At 74.0% G+C, this 14088-nt stretch carries 10 protein-coding genes; 5 read left to right on the top strand and 5 right to left on the bottom strand.

What is annotated here, in order from left to right; all coding sequences use genetic code 11:
* Positions 1 to 13: 13 nt before the first annotated feature.
* Both IF02_RS0119945 and IF02_RS0119950 read right to left on the bottom strand, forming a co-directional pair.
* On the bottom strand, positions 14 to 454 hold the full coding sequence (locus IF02_RS0119945) for an SRPBCC family protein (RefSeq protein ID WP_051696372.1): 441 nt from the start codon (positions 452 to 454) through the stop codon (positions 14 to 16).
* Positions 448 to 1236 carry an SDR family oxidoreductase gene (locus tag IF02_RS0119950; protein WP_030158830.1) on the bottom strand — a complete coding sequence of 263 codons (789 nt, stop codon included), beginning with the start codon at positions 1234 to 1236 and terminating at the stop codon, positions 448 to 450. Before IF02_RS0119950 ends, IF02_RS0119945 begins: the two co-directional genes overlap by 7 nt.
* 225 nt (positions 1237 to 1461) lie before the next feature.
* Between IF02_RS0119950 and IF02_RS0119955 the strand changes: the two genes are divergently transcribed.
* Positions 1462 to 2064 carry a TetR/AcrR family transcriptional regulator gene (locus tag IF02_RS0119955; protein ID WP_037836682.1) on the top strand — a complete coding sequence of 201 codons (603 nt, stop codon included), beginning with the start codon at positions 1462 to 1464 and terminating at the stop codon, positions 2062 to 2064.
* 47 nt (positions 2065 to 2111) lie between these two features.
* Here the strand turns inward: IF02_RS0119955 and IF02_RS0119960 are convergent, their stop codons facing one another.
* Positions 2112 to 3455: a M14 family metallopeptidase gene (locus IF02_RS0119960; RefSeq protein WP_051696373.1), complete on the bottom strand. Its 1344-nt coding sequence runs from the start codon at positions 3453 to 3455 to the stop codon at positions 2112 to 2114.
* 165 nt (positions 3456 to 3620) lie between these two features.
* Between IF02_RS0119960 and IF02_RS0119965 the strand changes: the two genes are divergently transcribed.
* From IF02_RS0119965 to IF02_RS0119975, 3 genes are all read left to right on the top strand, one after another.
* Positions 3621 to 5243: an FAD-dependent monooxygenase gene (locus IF02_RS0119965; RefSeq protein ID WP_030158836.1), complete on the top strand. Its 1623-nt coding sequence runs from the start codon at positions 3621 to 3623 to the stop codon at positions 5241 to 5243.
* A 203-nt stretch (positions 5244 to 5446) separates the two neighbouring features.
* Positions 5447 to 9355: a Pls/PosA family non-ribosomal peptide synthetase gene (locus IF02_RS0119970; protein ID WP_030158838.1), complete on the top strand. Its 3909-nt coding sequence runs from the start codon at positions 5447 to 5449 to the stop codon at positions 9353 to 9355.
* Positions 9356 to 9392: 37 nt separating this feature from the next.
* Positions 9393 to 10805, top strand: a complete 1413-nt coding sequence (locus tag IF02_RS0119975) for a M1 family metallopeptidase (protein WP_030158840.1) — start codon at positions 9393 to 9395, stop codon at positions 10803 to 10805.
* Positions 10806 to 10823: 18 nt separating this feature from the next.
* Here IF02_RS0119975 and IF02_RS0119980 read toward each other — a convergent pair whose 3' ends face one another.
* Complete coding sequence (locus IF02_RS0119980) at positions 10824 to 11885, bottom strand: saccharopine dehydrogenase family protein (protein ID WP_030158842.1); 1062 nt, start codon at positions 11883 to 11885, stop codon at positions 10824 to 10826.
* 98 nt (positions 11886 to 11983) lie between these two features.
* On the opposite strand from IF02_RS0119980, the gene IF02_RS0119985 reads away from it, so the two are divergent.
* Positions 11984 to 12931, top strand: a complete 948-nt coding sequence (locus IF02_RS0119985) for a helix-turn-helix domain-containing protein (protein ID WP_030158844.1) — start codon at positions 11984 to 11986, stop codon at positions 12929 to 12931.
* On the opposite strand, the gene IF02_RS0119990 is transcribed toward IF02_RS0119985, so the two are convergent.
* Positions 12898 to 14085, bottom strand: coding sequence for an epoxide hydrolase family protein (locus tag IF02_RS0119990; RefSeq protein ID WP_030158846.1), 1188 nt, complete (start codon positions 14083 to 14085; stop codon positions 12898 to 12900). The genes IF02_RS0119985 and IF02_RS0119990 overlap by 34 nt on opposite strands.
* Positions 14086 to 14088: the final 3 nt, after the last annotated feature.

Genomic DNA, 14088 nt, shown 5'->3' on the forward strand with positions numbered 1-14088 from the left:
CGCGCCGCTCGTGCTACCGGGCGAACCGTTCCCGGAGGGCCGCCAGGCCCGTCGCGTACGTGCCGTCGCCGAAGAGCTGCTCGACCTGGGCGACGGCGTCGGCGGATTCCGCCTCGTACGTGCCCCGCCAGCGCACCTCCGCGCCCTCCTCGTGCGGGTGGACGGAGAGCGTCGCTTCGTAACCGCTGATGGGGAAGGCCGGGGCCTCGACGGAGTAGCGGTACGCGTGGGCGGCCGGGTCCTTGGCGAGGAGGCGTTCACGGAGGACGACCTGGCCCTCGTACGTGAAGGCCCGTACCGCGCCGGGGGTTTCGGGGTCGGCGCCGTTCTCGATGGTGGAGGGCAGGAGGTGCGGGTGCCAGTCGGGGAAGGCGCCGAAGTCGCCGATGACCTGCCAGACCTCGGCGGGGGCGGCCGGCACGACGACGGTGCGCAGGAGCGTACGGGTCACCATGTCCCGTCACCCCGCAGCGTGGCGTCGGCGCCGCCGTCGATGAAGACGATCTGACCGGTGACATGGGTGTTCTCGGGGGAACTCAGGAAGTCGAGGAGCGGGGCGACCTGTTCGGCGGCGGCGTGGCCGTGCAGGGGCATGGGCACGGCCGAGTCGAAGACCTCGCGTATGCCGGGGGTGGCGAGCAGGGGCTCGGTCATGGGGGTCAGGACCGTGCCGGGGGCGACGGCATTGAGCGGAATGCCGGCGCCCGCCCATTGTGCGGTGGCGGCGGTGCGGCGGACCCAGCGGGCGAGGGCGTTCTTGGACGAGCCGTAGATGACGTGGCCTTCACCGCGCTCCACGGCGGCCTGCGCGGCGGCGGTCGCGGCGGTCTCGTCGCCGGCGAGGGCCGCGTCCGCGATGGCCGGGTCGTGGGGGTGGATCGCGGTGACCGACGAGATGACGACGGCGCGGGGGTCGGTACCGGCGGCGAGCAGGGGGCGCAGCCCCTCCAAAGTGGCCACTGCGCCGAAGTAGTTGACCTTGACGGTCTGCGGGTCGAAGAGGTGGACGCCCGCGGAGGCGATCACGGAGTCGAGGCGGCCGCCGGTCAGCTCCCGCGCCCGGTCCACGAGCCGCGCACGCCCCTCGGGCGTGGACAGGTCGGCGTCGATGTCCGAGTCGGCGAGGTCGGCGCCGAGCACGGTGTGGCCCTGTGCACGGAGGCGGGCGGCGGTTGCCCCGCCGATGCCGGAGGCGGCTCCGGTGACGAGGTAAGTGCGGGGCCGGGCAGGGGACATGGGCACTCTCCTTGACTCGTATCGCTCGTATCGCTCGTCTGCGATCTGTGATCTGTGATCCAGCGACGCGCGAGGTTTTGATCAACATACATTTATTGGCATGGCGTGCCAAGTAGCGAGTTCGTGCCGCAATGGGTGCCACGGTTGGCTCCCGGCCCCCGGCCAGGCAGCATGGGCCCCTACGAGCGGACGCCTGTGACCAGGGATGCGGAGGGGGACATCGGGATGGCGGCAGAACGAGGCCGGCCGCCTCTGACCGAGCGGCGGCGGCAGGAGACCCGCGTCGAGATCGCGGAAACCGCGGCGGCGCTCTTCGCCGAGCGCGGGTACGAGGCGACGACGGTCGAGGACATCACCGCCGCGGCCGGCGTCTCGCTGCGCACCTTCTACCGCTACTGCTCCTCGAAGGAGGACGCCCTCACACCCCTCGTCACGTCCGGCGTCGGCCAGCTCGTCGACGCGCTGGCCGCCCAGCCGGCGGACGAGCCGCTGATCGCCGCCGTGGAGCGGGTCTTCACGACGCCGATGTCCGAGCGGCGCCTCGCGGACGCGGAGCCCGGCCGCGCCCTCGTCCGCCTCATGGGCGGCGTTCCGGCGCTCCGTTCGCGCTGGCTGGCGGCCGTACAGGAGATGCGCGACCGGCTGCTGCCGGTGCTCGCCGCCCGGACGGGCAGACCTGCGGACAGCCTGGAGGTACGGCTGCTGGCGGGCGCCGTGCTCGACGCGTTCACGGCGGCCGTGGAGCAGTGGGCGGGCCCGGACGAAGCCGAGGACCTGCTCGTCCTCACGCGCCGGGCGCTCGCGTTCCTACGGCTCGACGAGCTGTAGCGGGGCGGACGGGCGGTCGGCCCCGCCTGTGTGTGGCGGGGCGGCTTTCACGGCAGTCGTCCTTCCGCCGCGGCGTGGGCTCGGGCCTCCGCCGTGCACTGCTGCACCGGCTCGCCCTCCGTGAGGCGGTACGGGGCCCGGGCGTCGAGGAGCAGGGGGACCAGGGCGCGCAGGGGTTGGCGTAGCGGGACGAACGCGCCCCCGTCCGAGCGGGTGACCCGTACGCCGTGGAGGGTGAGGCGGCTGCCGACTTCGGTGTACCGGGCCGGTGTGAGGCGGTAGCCGCAGGGCGGGTCGGTGAGGGTTTCACCCTCGGCCGGGGCCTGGTTGTCCGCGCCGCCCAGGAGGACCGGGCCCTGGTCGCGGTAGCCGGTCAGGCGGGCCGACGCGGTCGTCGACGCCAGCGTGCCCGCCCGTTGGGAGACGTACGCGAACAGCCCGCGCAGGCCGGTGAGCTGGGAGTTCACGCGGCGTCGGCGGTTGACGGCGGGGTCGGCCGTTTCCGCTGCGCCGGCCGGCTCGACGCGGCTTTCGATCAGCAGCGTGACGGCGTGTTTGATGCCCGCGGCATTGCGCAGGATGCGCTCCTGGCCCTCGCCCGCGACCTGCTTGACGGGGGCGCCGGTCACGGGGTCGGTCCAGATGCCGTAGGTGCCGGTGGAGTACCCGGCGGCGTGCGCGGCTTTCCGTACGAAGGCTCCGGACAGCGCGCGGGCCTGCGCGTACACGCCGGGGTCGGTGTTGGGGTTGCGCGGCCAGAGGTCGAAGAGGTCCTTGTCGTACGTCCTGGGCGTCGCCCGGTACTCGTGCAGGTCGTAGACGAGGTCCGGCCGCCGGTCGCGCAGTACGGCCGCGACGGCCCGCGCCTCGGGCGAAGTCAGCGCGAGGTGGTCGCGGTTGATGTCGATGCCGGTCGCGTTGACCCGGGTGTCGGCGGCCCGTCCGTCCGGGTTGGCGGTCGGGATGACGAGCACCGTGGCGCGCTCCAGGAGGCGTCGGGTCCCCGGGTCGCGGGCGTGGGCGAGGTCGCGGATGGTGGTCAGACATGCCTCGCGCCCGGCCGGCTCGTCGCCGTGCTGGCTGCAGACCAGCAGGACGGTGACGGGTGCGGGTGCGGAGCGGGTGCCGCTGACGCTCACGAGCCACAGCGGGCGGCCGCCGGTGCTGATGCCGATCGGCTGCCGCCGCAGAGCGGTCCGTTCGCCGCCCCGGTCGACGGCGTCGAGGAAAGCCCGCTCCTCGGACTCCGTGGTCCAGCGCGCGCCGTACGTGGCCTCGAACCCCGTACGGGGCACGCCGTCGGCCGCCCGGGCGGCGCCGGCCGCCCAGGGCACGGCGAGGACGACTCCGGCGGCGGCAGCCACGGCCCGGGCGAGCCGGTGGAAGAACATGGAAGGCCCCAGCACGGTCGAAGGATCACGTCGTGATGTCAACCGCTCCACGACCCGAAAGGCACGCAACCCGCCGACGAGGCCCACCGCCGGGGTTGCGGGCCTCGGCCGCCCTACCGTGGACGGGGCGGTCGACCGATCCGCGGCGAGCAGGAGGAGCAGGGCATGTCCGGAGCAGACGCGGCAGGTGGAGCAGAGGCCGAGGTGGCGGTCCTGATCGTCGGGGGCGGGCCGGTCGGTCTCACCGCCCGGGCGCTGCTGGCACGCTGGGGCGTGTCGACGCTGCTGGTCGAGAAGCACACGGAGCTGTCGCCGTTCCCGCGGTCCCGGCTGGTCAACGTGCGCTCGATGGAGATCTTTCGCCAACTCGGGCTGGCCGCCCAGGTCACGGCCGCCGCGTTCGCGCCCGAGTACGCCCGCGTCCGCTTCCGCGACACCCTGTACGACGAGGACTTCGCCACCGCGGGGATGGTCGGGGTCGACGCGCCGGTACCCGAGAGCCCCGTGATCGGCGTGCTCACCTCGCAGGACCGCCTCGAACCCACCCTCCTCGCCGCCGCCGACGGCGAGGCACCCCTGCGGTTCGGGGTCGAACTCATCGACCTGGCCGAGGGACCCGACGGGGTCGTGGCCGTACTCCTGGACCGCCGGAGCGGTGAGGAGACGCGCGTCCGCGCCCGCTACGTGGTCGCCGCCGACGGCGCCAACTCCACCGTCCGGGAGCGCCTCGCCATCGGCACCACCGGCCCGGGCCCCATGGGCGACTTCACCACCGTCGTCTTCGACGCCGACCTCGGGCCCTGGAGCGCCCATCAGCCTGCCGGGGTCTACTTCACCGCGCACGGATCGTTCGGACCGGTCCACCCCGAAGGGGGCTGGCTCTGGTTCGGCCCCACGCCCGGGGACGCCGCCCGCACCGACTGGTCCGGCCTCGTCTCGCGGGCTCTCGGCCCCGGCGCCGGCGTACGGGCCGACGTGCGGCAGGTGCAGCACTGGGTGATGAACGCCTTCGTCGCCGAACGCTTCCGCCACGGCCGGGTCCTGCTGGCCGGCGACGCCGCGCACGCGATCCCCCCGATCGGCGGCCTGGGCATGAACACCGGCATCGCCGACGTGCACAACCTGTGCTGGAAGCTGGCGGGCGTGCTCCGCGGGTGGGCCGGGCCGGGCCTCCTGGACACGTACGCGGTGGAACGGGAGCCCGTCGCCCATCGGACGCTGCGCCAAGCAGTGGCCAACGCCCAGCTCATGCTCCAGGTGCTGGAACGGCGCCGCGACCAGCTCCAAAGCGGCGCACCAGCGCAGGCAGGGATCCAACTGCCCTGGTCAGAGCGGTACTTCGCCCAGCTGGGCCTCGTACTCGGCACCGCCTACCGCTCCGCCGCCGTCCTCGACGGCGACAGCGACAGCACCCACCCCGAGCCTTCCGACACCGACACCGACACCGACACCGACGCCGATACCGACTACGTCCCCACCCCGGAGCCCGGCCATCGCCTGCCGCACCTCTGGCTCGCGGACGGCCGTTCCACACTCGACACCTGCGGCGAGTGGTTCACCCTGCTCACCCCGGACCCCGCCCACTGGGAGCGCCAGGCCGCCACGCCGTGGCCGGTACGCATCGAGAACCTGCCCGCGGAGCACGCCGACCGCTGCGGCCTCGGCCCGCACGGAGCACTGCTCATCCGCCCCGACGGCCACATCGGCGCCCGCTGGAACGACCCCTCGCCGCACGACTCCACCCTCCGCCACACCGTCACCGCCGTCACCGGCTCGGCACCCTCCTGACCACCCCGCAACCCTCCCGAAGGCCGTGTTCAGCGCGCCCGGCCGGACCGGTCCTTCTCCGCCACGGGCCAAGCCTTCAGCGAGAAAACTCTTGATGCCGCAGTAGAATGGCCGGTTGTTCGACGCCGGTCCGGAACAACCCGGGCAGACCTGGGCTCCGCCGGCGACCCGGATGTCCCCCCGGGAGCGAGACGCGAGGGCCGATGGCAGCCACACCTGAGCGCGGTGACCTGACCCTGCTCGACGACAGCGACGCGCACGAGGAGTCCGGCAAATCCGCCCGGTTCTCCGCGGGGCCCGCCGCCCCCACGCGTACCCTCCTCGACATCTTCGAGGCGTCCGTACGGGCGTACCCCGACGAGCTCGCCCTCGACGACGGCTCCGCCCAGCTGACCTACCGGGCGCTGGCCCTCGAGGTCGAACGCCGCAGGCGCGCGCTCGCGGCGGCCGGCGTGGGACTCGGCGACCGGGTCGGTGTCCGCGTGCCGTCCGGGACCAATGAACTGTATGCGGCCATTCTCGCCGTACTCGCCGCAGGCGCCGCCTACGTCCCGGTCGATGCCGAGGACCCCGACGAGCGGGCCGAGCTGGTCTTCGGCGAGGCCCGCGTACGGGCCGTGCTGGGCGGCGGACAGCGCGTCGACGTCACCGGCCTGCCGGACGTTCCCGTGTCCGCCGCGCGCCCCGGACCCGAGCACGACGCGTGGATCATCTTCACCTCCGGCTCCACCGGCAAGCCCAAGGGCGTCGCCGTCAGCCACCGCAGCGCCGCCGCGTTCGTGGACGCCGAGGCCGCGCTGTTCCTCACCGAAGAGCCCATCGGCCCCGGCGACCGGGTCATGGCCGGCCTGTCCGTCGCCTTCGACGCCTCCTGCGAGGAGATGTGGCTGGCCTGGCGGTACGGCGCCTGCCTCGTGCCCGTCCCCCGCTCCCAGGTCCGCAGCGGCGCCGACCTCGGCCCCTGGCTCGTGGAGCAGGAGATCACCGTGGTCTCCACGGTGCCGACCCTGGCCGCGCTCTGGGAGCCGGAGACCCTCGACGAGGTCCGGCTGCTGATCTTCGGCGGCGAGGCCTGCCCGCCCGAGCTGACCCAGCGCCTGGTCACCGAGGGCCGCGAGGTCTGGAACACGTACGGGCCCACCGAGGCCACCGTCGTCGCCTGCGCCTCGCTCCTGACCGGCGAGGAGCCGATCCGGATCGGTCTCCCGCTGAACGGCTGGGAGCTGGCCGTCGTCGACGAGTCCGGCGAGCCGGTGCCGATGGGCGGCAGCGGCCAGCTCGTGATCGGCGGCGTCGGCCTGGCCCGCTACCTCGACCCGGAAAAGGACGCGGAGAAGTACGCCCCGCTGGAATCCCTCGGCTGGGAGCGCGCCTACCGCAGCGGCGACCTCGTCCGCGCGGAACCGGAAGGCCTGGTCTTCCTCGGCCGCGGCGACGAGCAGATCAAGCTCGGCGGCCGCCGGATCGAGCTGGGCGAGGTGGACGCGGCGCTCCAGGCCCTGCCCGGCGTCGCCGGCGCGGCCGCGGCCGTCCGTACGGCCCGCAGCGGCAACCAGCTGCTGGTCGGCTACCTGGTCGCCCAGGAGGGCTGGGACCACGCGGCGGCGGTCGGGCGGCTGCGCGCCGAGCTGCCCGCGGCCCTCGTGCCGCTGCTCGCGCCCGTCGACGAGCTGCCGACCCGCACCTCCGGCAAGGTGGACCGGGACGCCCTGCCCTGGCCGCTGCCCGAGCTGGAGACCACCGGCCCCACGGAGCAGCTGTACGGCACCGAGGCCTGGCTCGCCGAGCAGTGGACCGAGACCCTCGGGGTGGCCGTCACGGGCGCCGCCGACGACTTCTTCGCGATCGGCGGCAACAGTCTGGCCGCCGCCCAGCTCACCACCCGCCTGCGCACCCGCTACCCGCGTGCGGCCGTCCTCGACATCTACCAGCAGCCCGTCCTGCGCAAGCTGGCCCGGCGCCTGGAGAAGTCCGTACGGGACGACGAGGCGGCCCGGGTCGTCGCACCCGTTCCGCTGCGGTCCAAGGTGGTGCAGTCGCTCCTGCTGCTCCCGCTGTTCACCCTGGTGGGCCTGCGCTGGAGCGTGGCCCTGCTGGCGCTGGGCAACGCGCTGCACTGGTTCGGTGCGTATCCGTGGGCGCCCGCCGCCTCGTGGTGGTTCGTCGTCCCCGGTGCGGCGCTGCTCTTCAGCCCGCCGGGCCGCCTCGCCCTCGCGGCCGGCGGCGCGCGCCTGCTGCTGCGCGGCGTGAAGGCGGGCCGCTACCCGCGCGGCGGAAGCGTGCACCTGAGGCTGTGGACGGCCGAGCGGCTGGCCGAGTACGTGGGCGCGACCTCGCTCACCGGTTCCTGGCTGGAGCGGTACGCGCGGGCTCTCGGCGCCAAGGTCGGCCCCGAGGTGGACCTGCACTCGCTGCCTCCGGTGACGGGCATGCTCAAGCTGGGCCGCGGCTGCGCCGTGGAGTCCGAGGTGGACCTCTGCGGGCACTGGCTGGACGGCGACCGGCTGGTGATCGGCCCGGTCAAGGTCGGCGCGGGCGCGGTGGTGGGCACCCGCAGCCTGCTCTTCCCCGGCGCGCGGGTCGGCAAGCGGGCCGAGGTGGCCCCCGGCTCCGCCGTGGTCGCGACGGTCCCCACCGGACAGCGCTGGGCCGGTGCGCCCGCCGTCAAGCTGGGCAGGGCCAAGCGCAACTGGCCCAAGCAGCGCCCGCCGCGCGGGCTCCTGTGGCGGGCCGCTTACGGGGCGGCCGGCGTCGGCCTCACCGCGCTGCCGGTGCTCGCCACCGTGCCCGCCCTGCTCGTGGTGAGCCGGTTCGTGCCCGCCGACGCCGGACTGGCCGAGGCCCTGCGCGGGGCCCTGATCGCCGTGGTGCCCGGGGCGCTCGCGTACGGGTTCGCGTACGCGGCCCTGCTGCTGGTCTCCGTACGCCTGCTCAGCCTGGGCCTGCGCACCGGAACCCATCCGACGCACAGCAGGGTCGGCTGGCAGGCCTGGACGGTCACCCAGCTGATGGACCTGGCGCGCGAGACGCTCTTCCCGCTGTACGCCGGCCTGATCACCCCGGTGTGGCTGCGGCTGCTCGGCATGAAGATCGGCCGGGGTGCGGAGGTCTCCACCGTGCTCGCGCTGCCGAGCCTCACCACCGTCGGCGAGGGCGCGTTCCTCGCCGACGACACCCTGACCGCCCCGTACGAGCTGGGCGGCGGCTGGATGCACATCGGGCACTCCCAGATCGGCCGCCGGGCGTTCCTCGGCAACTCCGGCATGACCGCGCCCGGCCGCAGCGTGCCGGACGGCGGGCTGGTCGGCGTCCTGTCGGCGACCCCGAAGAAGGCCAAGAAGGGCAGCTCCTACCTGGGCCTGCCGCCGGTCCGGCTGCCCCGGTCCGCCGAGAGCTCCGACCAGAGCCGGACGTACGATCCGCCGGCGCGGCTGCTGTGGGCGCGCGGGCTGGTGGAGCTGTGCCGGCTCCTGCCGGTGTTCTGCTCGGCCGCGCTGGCCGTGCTGATGGTGGCGGCGCTGTGCGCGCTGGCCACGGCGGGCGGCGGCCCGGGGGTGTGGGGCACCGCGCTGCTGTCCGGGGCGGTCCTGCTCGCCGCCGGGGTGGCCGCGGGCGCGGTCTCGGTGGTCGCGAAGTGGCTGCTGGTGGGCCGGCACCGGGCGGGAGAGCACCCGCTGTGGAGCGGCTTCGTGTGGCGCAACGAGCTGGCCGACACCTTCGTCGAGGTTCTGGCCGTGCCGTGGCTGGCCGGATCGGTGCCCGGTACCCCGCTGCTGAACCTGTGGCTGCGCGGGCTGGGGGCCCGGATCGGCCGGGGCGTGTGGTGCGAGAGCTACTGGCTGCCCGAGTCGGACCTGGTGGAGCTGGGTGACGGGGTCACCGTGAACCGCGGGTGCGTGTTGCAGACTCACCTCTTCCACGACCGGATCTTGAGGACGGATACTGTGGTCCTCCGCGAGGGTGCCACGCTGGGCCCGGGCGGCATCGTCCTGCCCGGAAGTTCGGTCGGGGCCCACAGCACACTGGGGCCCGCCTCTCTCGTGATGGCCGGGGAATCCGTCCCCGCCGACACCCGTTGGCTGGGCAACCCGATCGAGGCATGGCGGACCTGACGAGGGCCCGGGCACAGCGCAGGGAGCGGAAGCGGCAATGAACGGCCAGAGAACAGCGGCATCGGACCCGTACTTCCCCGACAACGGAGACTCCCGTTACCGCGTGCACCGGTACGAACTCGCTCTGGAGTACCGGCCCGGCCCCAACCGGCTGGCCGGTACCGCCCGGATCAGCGCGATCGCCGGGCGGGCGCCGCTCGCCGAGTTCCACCTGAACCTGGCCGATTTCAAAATAGGCCGGGTCATGGTGAACGGCCGTGCCCCGCACTACACCCACCGGGGCGGCAAGCTCCGCATCCGCCCGGCCAAGCCGCTGTCCGCCGGCGCCGCCTTCACCGTGGAGGTGCACTGGGCGGGCAATCCCAAGCCGGTGCGCAGCCCCTGGGGCGGGCTCGGCTGGGAGGAGCTGACCGACGGCGCGCTGGTGGCCAGCCAGCCGGTCGGCGCGCCCTCCTGGTACCCGTGCAACGACCGGCCCGCCGACAAGGCCTCGTACCAGATCTCGGTCAACACGCCGTCCTCGTACACGGTGGTCGCGGGCGGGCGGCTGCTCACCAGGACGACCAAGGCGTCCACGACGACCTGGGTGTACGAGCAGCCCGCACCCACCTCCAGCTACCTGGTCGGCCTGTCCATCGGCGTGTACCAGACGGTGCTGCTCGGCGACCCCGGGCTCGGCGGGGTGCCGATGAGCGCCCACGTACCGGCGCACCTGTTGCCGCAGTTCTCCCGCGACTTCGCCCGGCAGCCCGCCATGATGCAGCTGTTCGAGGACCTGTTCGGGCCCTATCCCTTCGGGGAGTACGCGGTGGTCGTCGCCGACGAGGAACTGGACGTTCCGGTGGAGGCCCAGGGCCTCTCCCTGTTCGGTGCCAACCACGTCGACGGCGCCCGCGGGTCGGAGCGGCTCGTCGCCCACGAGCTGGCGCACCAGTGGTTCGGCAACAGCGTGACCATCACCGACTGGCGGCACATCTGGCTGAACGAGGGCTTCGCGAAGTACGCCGAGTGGCTGTGGTCGGAGCGCTCCGGCGGCCGCACCGCGCACGAGCAGGCGGCCGCCGCGCACCGGCTGCTGGCCTCGCAGCCGCAGGACCTGCGGCTGGTCGACCCGGGCCGCAAGCTGATGTTCGACGACCGGCTGTACCAGCGCGGGGGGCTCGCGGTGCACGCGATCCGCTGCGCCCTGGGCGACGGCGCGTTCTTCCGCATGCTGCGCGACTGGACGACGGTGCACCGGCACGGCGTGGTGAGCACCGCCGCCTTCACCACGCACGTGGCCCGGTACGCGGCCGATCCGGTGGACGAGGTGTTCTCGGCCTGGCTGTACGAGACCTCCCTGCCGCCGCTGCCGGTGCCCCCGCCCGTACGGCCGACGGCTTCGACGCCGGCGAAGCCCGCGTACCCGCCGACCAACGGCCGGCCGAGCCGGGGCCGCACGTCCGCCTGAGGCGGGCCGGGGCCGCGGTCAGCCGCGCGTCTCGGCGGCGCCGAGCTCGTACGAGAGGTGGTGCGGGGCCAGCGCGGTCAGGAAGGCGTGCGCGTCGAAGATCTCGCCGGGCGCGGCGACGAGGCCGACCGTCTTGACCCGTCCCGTGAGGATCCGGCTGACCGCTTCGACGACGAGCGGCGCGGTGACGGCGTAGATGTCCTGCCCGCGGGCCACGGCACGGCGCCGGGTGAAGCCCGTGCGGACGGTGACGTCGACGAGGAAGGTCTGCGCCGACCGGCCCCGCTCGTCGACCGGCTTCGGTGCCACGGCGTCCGGGGCCAGCACGTCCTTGACCGCCTCGACCGTCATGAAGGTCCGGATGTCCGGGGCGGACAGGTGGTGTGCGATGGTCACGCTGTCCGTGGTGGTGAACTCGCCGATCACGGCCTGGTCTCCGACCGGCGCCGGGAAGGACCACCGCCCGGTGGGCGCCGCGTCGGTACGCAGCTCCAGTCGGCCGTTCGCGTAGACGAGCCGGCGGCCCTCGCGCCGGCGTCGCGAGACCTGGCTCGACCCGCGGGTCCCGGCGGTGGGCTGCCAGCTGCTGAGGGCGAACGCGATGTCGATCCCGTCGGCCGCCGGGGCGTCGCCCAGCGCGGCGGTGGCGAGCAGGTCGCCGAGGCCCCCGTAGAACGCCATCGCGGGCATGACCACGATCCCGGCGTCGCGGGCCCGGTCCGCGAAATCGGCGAAGGTGTCGGCGGCGGCCTCCACTTCGCCCGCGACGTCGAGGTAGGCGATCCGTGCGCGCAGGGCCGCCTCGATCACCGGCGCGGAGGTCTCGGCGAAGGGCCCGGCGCAGTTGATCACGGCGGCCGCTCCGGCCAGTGCGCGGTCGAGCGCCTCCGGATCGTCGGCGGATGCCGGCCGGACGTCGAGTCCGGGGAATTCGGCGGCCAGTGCGCGGAGCTTGTCGGCGTCGCGGCCGGACAGGACCGGGGTCAGCCCCCGGTCCAGCAGTTCGGAGACGACGAAGCGTCCGGTGTGCCCGTACGCGCCGAAGACCGTTACCGCCGCCGCCACTCGATTCGATTCCATCAGGCTCCCCCGTTCGAACGATCACTTGGATGCCATCGTGCCCGCGCAGGCCGTCGGCCGGGAGTAGCGGTAATGCCACGCCCCGTACACTTTCGGACATGAGCCTTGTCGCGCTGGCCGTCACGCCCGGGGTACCCCACTTCGAACTCGCCGCGGCCTGCGATGTGTTCGGCGTCGACCGGTCCGATCTTGCGGACCCCTGGTACGAGTTCGCCCTGTGCGGCCCGGACTCCGTGCCCGTCGGCGGCCGCTTCCGGGTCGAACCCGACGCGGGACTGGACCGGTTGGTGCACGCGGACACCGTGATCGTCCCGGCTATCGCCGACCTCGACACGGATCCGCCCGCGGAACTGGTCGCCGCGGTACGCGCGGCCCACGAGGCGGGTGCCCGGGTGGCCTCCCTGTGCACGGGGGCGTTCGTACTGGCGGCAGCGGGTCTGCTGGACGGGCGCCGGGCCACCACGCACTGGCTGCACGCCGCCGCGCTGGCCGCCAAGTACCCCCGGGTGGAGGTCGATCCGGGCGTGCTCTACGTGGACGACGGCAGTGTGCTCACCTCGGCCGGGAAGGCCGCCGCGATGGACCTGTGCCTGCACCTGGTCCGCCTCGACCACGGCTCGGCCGTCGCCAACCAGGTCGCGCGCCGCCTGGTCGTACCGCCGCACCGGGCCGGCGGCCAGGCCCAGTTCGTCGCCACTCCCGTGCCCGAACCGCGCGATCACCCCCTGGGCGCACTGTTGTCCTGGACGATGGAACGGCTCGACCGGCCGCTGACCGTGGAGGACCTGGCCCGCCGGGCGAACATGAGCTCGCGCCATCTGGCGCGGGTGTTCACCGATCTCACCGGCACCACTCCCCTGCGCTGGCTGCTGACCCAGCGCATCCACCGCGCCCAGGAGCTCCTGGAGACCACCGACGACACCATCGGTTCGATCGCCACGGCCACCGGCATGGGTACCGACGCCACGCTGCGCCGCCATTTCAACCGTACGGTCGGCGTCCCGCCGGACGCCTACCGGCGCACGTTCCGCGCAGCCGCCCGGTAGGGGCGGAAGAACGCGCGGAGTTCCTCCGCGTACAGCTCGGGTTCCTCGAAGGGTGCGAAGTGGCCGCCGCGCGGGGGCTCGGTCGCGTACACGACGTTCGCCGTGCGCTCCAGCCAGGCCCGCGGCGGGCGGACCACGTCGCCCTGGAAGATCGAGAAGCCGGACGGCACCTCGACCCGGCGGGCGTGCTGCGCGGGCGGGATCGCGGCGTTCGCGCGGTACATGCGCAGGGAGGATCCGATCGTCCCCGTGAGCCAGTAGAGCGTGACGTTCGTGAGGATCTCGTCCTTCGTGAAGCTCCGCTCGATGTCGCCGTCGCAGTCGCTCCACGCCCGGAGCTTCTCGACGATCCACGCGGCGAGTCCGGCCGGCGAATCGGTGAGCCCGAAGGCGACGGTCTGGGGTTTCGTACGCTGCATGGCGGCGTACCCGCCCTCGGTCGCGCCCCACGCCGCGGCGCCCTCCAGCCAGGCGCGCTCCTCGGGGGCGAGCTCCGCCGGGTCGCCGGTGAAGAGCGGCAGGCCCGCGTCCGTACGGTGGACGGCCACGACCCGGTCGGGGTGGTCGAGCGCGAGGTAGCGGCTGACGTGGCTGCCGACGTCCCCGCCCGCCGCGCCGAACCGCTCGTACCCGAGCACCCCCATGAGCTCGGCCCACAGCCCGGCGACGGCGATGGTGTCGAGGGGCGGGCCGGTGGGGCGCTCGGAGTACCCGTAGCCCGGCATGTCGGGGACGACCACGTCGAAGGCGTCGGCGGGATCGGCGCCGTGCGCCGCGGGGTCGGTCAGGAGCGGGACGACCTTCGAGTAGCGCCAGAACGAGTCCGGCCAGCCGTGGCCGAGGACCAGCGGCAGTACCGGCGCCCCGGCCGGTGCGACGGCGCGGGCGTGCACGTAGTGGATCCCGAGGCCGCGGAGCGGCACGCGGAAGTGGGGCAGGCGGGCGAGCGCCGCCTCCTGTGCCGGCCAGTCGAACCCGTCCGCCCAGTAGGCGACGAGCTCGCGCAGATAGGCGAGGTCGGTGCCGAGGGACCAGCCGGCGCCCTCGGGCGCGTCCGGCCACCGCGTGGCGCGCAGCCGCGCGCGCAGGTCGTCGAGCGCCGCCGGGTCGGTGTGCGGGGTGAACGGCTCGGGGCGGGGGGAGGCGTCCGGCATGGG

It is taken from the genome of Streptomyces sp. NRRL S-244 (assembly GCF_000717915.1).
In the GTDB taxonomy this organism is placed as follows: Bacteria; Actinomycetota; Actinomycetes; order Streptomycetales; family Streptomycetaceae; genus Streptomyces.